This is a genomic window from Thermodesulfobacteriota bacterium (genome assembly GCA_040756475.1).
Classification (GTDB): domain Bacteria; phylum Desulfobacterota; class Deferrisomatia; order Deferrisomatales; family JACRMM01; genus JBFLZB01.
In genome coordinates this window covers 1-3,244 of the sequence record JBFLZB010000307.1, presented here as the reverse complement: position 1 = coordinate 3,244, position 3,244 = coordinate 1, and the positions used below count along the sequence as shown (strand labels likewise).

Here is a 3,244-nt window from a genome sequence, read left to right as displayed (position 1 = left end):
GCGCCAGGACAGGAGCAGCGCCAGGAGGAGCAGCGCGCAGGCGAGCCCCAGGGGCATCCCGAAGGGGGAAAGCAGCTTGAGGGCGGTAAAGGGGACCTCAGGCATGCCCGGCGCTGCCCAGGACCTTCTCGTTCTTGTGCTTGAGCAACGCCACCAGCTCGGTCCGCGCCGCCCCCAGGTACTTGCGCGGGTCGAACTCCTTGGGGTTCTTTGCGAGGTACTCCCGGATCTTGGCGGTCACGGCCAGGCGACCGTCGGAGTCGATGTTGACCTTGCATACGGCGCTCGCCGCGGCCCGGCGCAGTTGGTCCTCGGACACGCCCACGGCGCCCTCGAGGGAGCCCCCGTAGCGGTTGATGAGATCCACGTACTCGGGCACCACGCTCGACGCGCCGTGGAGCACGATGGGAAAGCCCGGGATGCGCCGCTCCACCTCCTCGAGGATGTCGAACCGCAGCGGCGGCACCTCGTCCTGGCTCTTCACCTTGAACTTGTAGGCCCCGTGGCTCGTGCCGATGGAGATGGCCAGGCTGTCGACACCGGTGCGCTCGACGAATTCCTGCACCTCCTCGGGCTTGGTGTAGTGGCTCACCTCGGCGCTCACGTCGTCCTCGATGCCGGCCAGCACCCCGAGCTCCCCCTCCACCGTCACGTCGCGCTCGTGGGCGTAGGCCACGACCTTCCTCGTCAGCGCCACGTTCTCCTCGAAGGGGTGGTGGGAGCCGTCGATCATCACCGACGAGAACCCGCTCTCGATGCACGAGACGCACAGCTCGTAGGTGTCGCCGTGGTCCAGGTGCAGGCAGATGGGCACGGGGCTCCCCAGGTCCTCGGCCATGGCCACGGCCCCCTGGGCCAGGTAGCGCAGGAGCGTGGCGTTGGCGTACTTGCGCGCTCCGCTCGAGACCTGGAGGATGACCGGGCTGCGGGTCTCGGCGCAGGCCTGCACGATGGCCTGGAGCTGCTCCATGTTGTTGAAGTTGTACGCGGGAATCGCGTACTTGCCCGCCATGGCCTTGCGAAACATCTCGCGGGTGTTGACGAGGCCGAGCTCCTTGTAGTGGACCGCCATGATGTCCTCCTTCCCGGAAGTGAACGAAACCGCGCGCGGCCATCCTAGCGGAAGAGGACGCTACTTCCAAGCAACACGCCGCGGTGCGACGCTCCCGTTCGGCCGGGCTTTCGGCGGTCCGTGGGGCTTGCATCGGGGCCCCGGGGGCGGGGAGTGGGGGGGGGGAAGAGGCGCTCGGGGAAAGGACGCTAGTCGTCCCTCCCGCGCCGGCAGCGGCGGCTCTGTGGGAGGCCTCGCGCGCCCCCCGCGAAAGCTGCCCCGTTCCGCCCTGCCGGTTCCACGCGCGCGCGAACGCGCCCCCCCTAACGCTGGAGCTCCCAGCTCCCGTCCGGCTGCCGGCACGCGGTCCCGTACGCGTCCTGCCACGCGCCTCCCACCAGGGCTCGGGTCTGGTACTCCCGGCAGTAGCGGCCGTCCGGGCGCTGGTAGGTGCGCAGGGGCTGCGCCTGGTAGTGCGTCTGCGTGTCGGGATTCTGCCACGCAGTTACCCGGCCCGACGGCGCCGCCTCCAGGGTGCGGGCGAGGTAGAGGCGGTCCACGTCGTCCATGTACCGCCCCACGCCGCCCCCCACCAGGGACCCCACCACCGTACCACCGACGATGGCGGCCGTCCGGCCAGCCCCCCCGCCGATCCGGGACCCCAGCAGCCCGCCCGTCACCCCGCCGAGCACGGTTCCCCAGAACGGGCGGTCCGAACCCCAGTAGGGGTACGGATCACCGACCACGACCGCCCCGCCGTACCAGCGGGCGCCGAAGCCGTGGTGGCGGTGGAATCGGTAAGGCCTCCAACCGAAGTCGGAGCGGTACCCCCGGCCATCGTACACCCAGTGATGTTTGGCGCCGCGCCCCCGTCCCCGATCCCACCCCGCGAGCGACGAAGGCGCAACGGCGAGACCCCACGCCACGGCCAACAAGGCCACTGCGGCCACGAAACGACTCTTCATGGCCCACTCCTTTCCACCCCCGAGCGACTGCCCTCACGCCTCCTACCTAAGCCTCCGCCTTCCCCCGCGCAAGGGCTGCAGCCGATCCAGCCCCACCGCCCGGCGCGCAAGCTCGCGGACGAGCCAGGTCAACTGCGCCTGTTCTTCCTGCCACCGTACTCCCCGGATCTCAACCCGGATGAACTGGTCTGGAACCAGGTCAAGCGCCACAAGGTGGGCCGCACTCCCGTGGCCGGCCCCGATGCCCTCAAGCGCCGCGCCCTCTCTGCCTTGCGCTCCCTGCAGAAGTTCCCCGCCAAGGTGCGGGCCTTGTTCCAGGCACCCTCGGTGCAGTACGCGGCCATCGCCTATGTCCGGTAGATAACGCACTCCTTAGTAACTGAAATACCGCAATTCATATCCCCAGATCCTTCCGAATGCGCTCGACCAGGGGATTCGGCTCTTCGACACTCGCCTGTCGTTGCGCCGTGGAAGGCACTACCCCCAGGTAGCGCCCCACCGCCGCCGCAGAGTACCCGTAGTCCCGGACCGCGATCGTCGTGAACGCCCGCCGGGCGGCGACCGCGGCCGGGCGCTTCACGCCACTTCGCAGCTCCTGCCCCGAGATTCCCGTCGCCGCCAGCACACGGGTTGCGAGCTCGTCGAGCCCTATCTTCTTCCGAAGCGCCTGTCGCCTCTCCCAGTCCGCCTCGGCCAAGATGTTTTGCACGAACTCCGAGCTCCCCAGGACCCGCTCGTCATAGGCGGGCGGCTCCTGTTCCTCTCCTCGCGTGCGTCCCGGCCGTTCCAGCCACGCTCCGCAGCTCCTCCTCAGCCCCCCTCCGACCAGTTCGGGCCGGGGCGCTATCGGGACGTAAGGGCGCTATCGGGACGTAAGTGCAACGGTGCATCACTTCTCCAGGGTCTCTCTCAGCCGCTTTGCCAGCGGCCGCAGCTCGCCCCCACCGAGCGGCGCTATCGGGACGTAAGGCGGCGCTATCGGGACGTAAGGGCGGCGCTATCGGGACGGGCGGCGCTATCGGGACGTAAGTGCAACGGTGCATCACTTCTCCAGGGTCTCTCTCAGCCGCTTTGCCAGCGGCCGCAGCTCCCCCCCCCGGTATGCCGGTTCACCGTGGAGGGGACAACTCGCAGGTATCGGGCCACCGCGGCTCCGGCGTAACCGAGCTCCCTCACGGCAACCTGCGCCACAGCCGCCCGGGCCTCTACCACCCTCGCCCGCTGGCTC

The 3,244-nt window shown here is 69.4% G+C and carries 4 protein-coding genes and 1 pseudogene; 2 read left to right on the top strand and 3 right to left on the bottom strand.

Features of this window, described 5'->3' with window-relative positions; translation table 11 throughout:
• Positions 1 to 97 precede the first annotated feature (97 nt).
• Together AB1578_22935 and AB1578_22930 are read right to left on the bottom strand one after the other, a co-directional pair.
• On the bottom strand, positions 98 to 1,072 hold the full coding sequence (locus tag AB1578_22935) for a class II fructose-bisphosphate aldolase (protein MEW6490754.1): 975 nt from the start codon (positions 1,070 to 1,072) through the stop codon (positions 98 to 100).
• Positions 1,073 to 1,374: 302 nt separating this feature from the next.
• Positions 1,375 to 2,016: a hypothetical protein gene (locus AB1578_22930; GenBank protein MEW6490753.1), complete on the bottom strand. Its 642-nt coding sequence runs from the start codon at positions 2,014 to 2,016 to the stop codon at positions 1,375 to 1,377.
• Between AB1578_22930 and AB1578_22925 the strand changes: the two are divergent.
• A pseudogene (locus tag AB1578_22925) lies at positions 1,903 to 2,214 on the top strand (transposase). The gene AB1578_22930 and the pseudogene AB1578_22925 sit on opposite strands and share 114 nt — an antisense overlap.
• A gap of 30 nt (positions 2,215 to 2,244) precedes the next feature.
• Positions 2,245 to 2,376: a hypothetical protein gene (locus tag AB1578_22920; GenBank protein MEW6490752.1), complete on the top strand. Its 132-nt coding sequence runs from the start codon at positions 2,245 to 2,247 to the stop codon at positions 2,374 to 2,376.
• Between the two features lie 34 nt (positions 2,377 to 2,410).
• Here AB1578_22920 and AB1578_22915 read toward each other — a convergent pair whose 3' ends face one another.
• The gene (locus AB1578_22915) at positions 2,411 to 2,725 is read right to left on the bottom strand and encodes a hypothetical protein (protein MEW6490751.1); all 315 of its coding nucleotides are present in this window, start codon (positions 2,723 to 2,725) and stop codon (positions 2,411 to 2,413) included.
• Between the last annotated feature and the right edge of the window lie 519 nt (positions 2,726 to 3,244).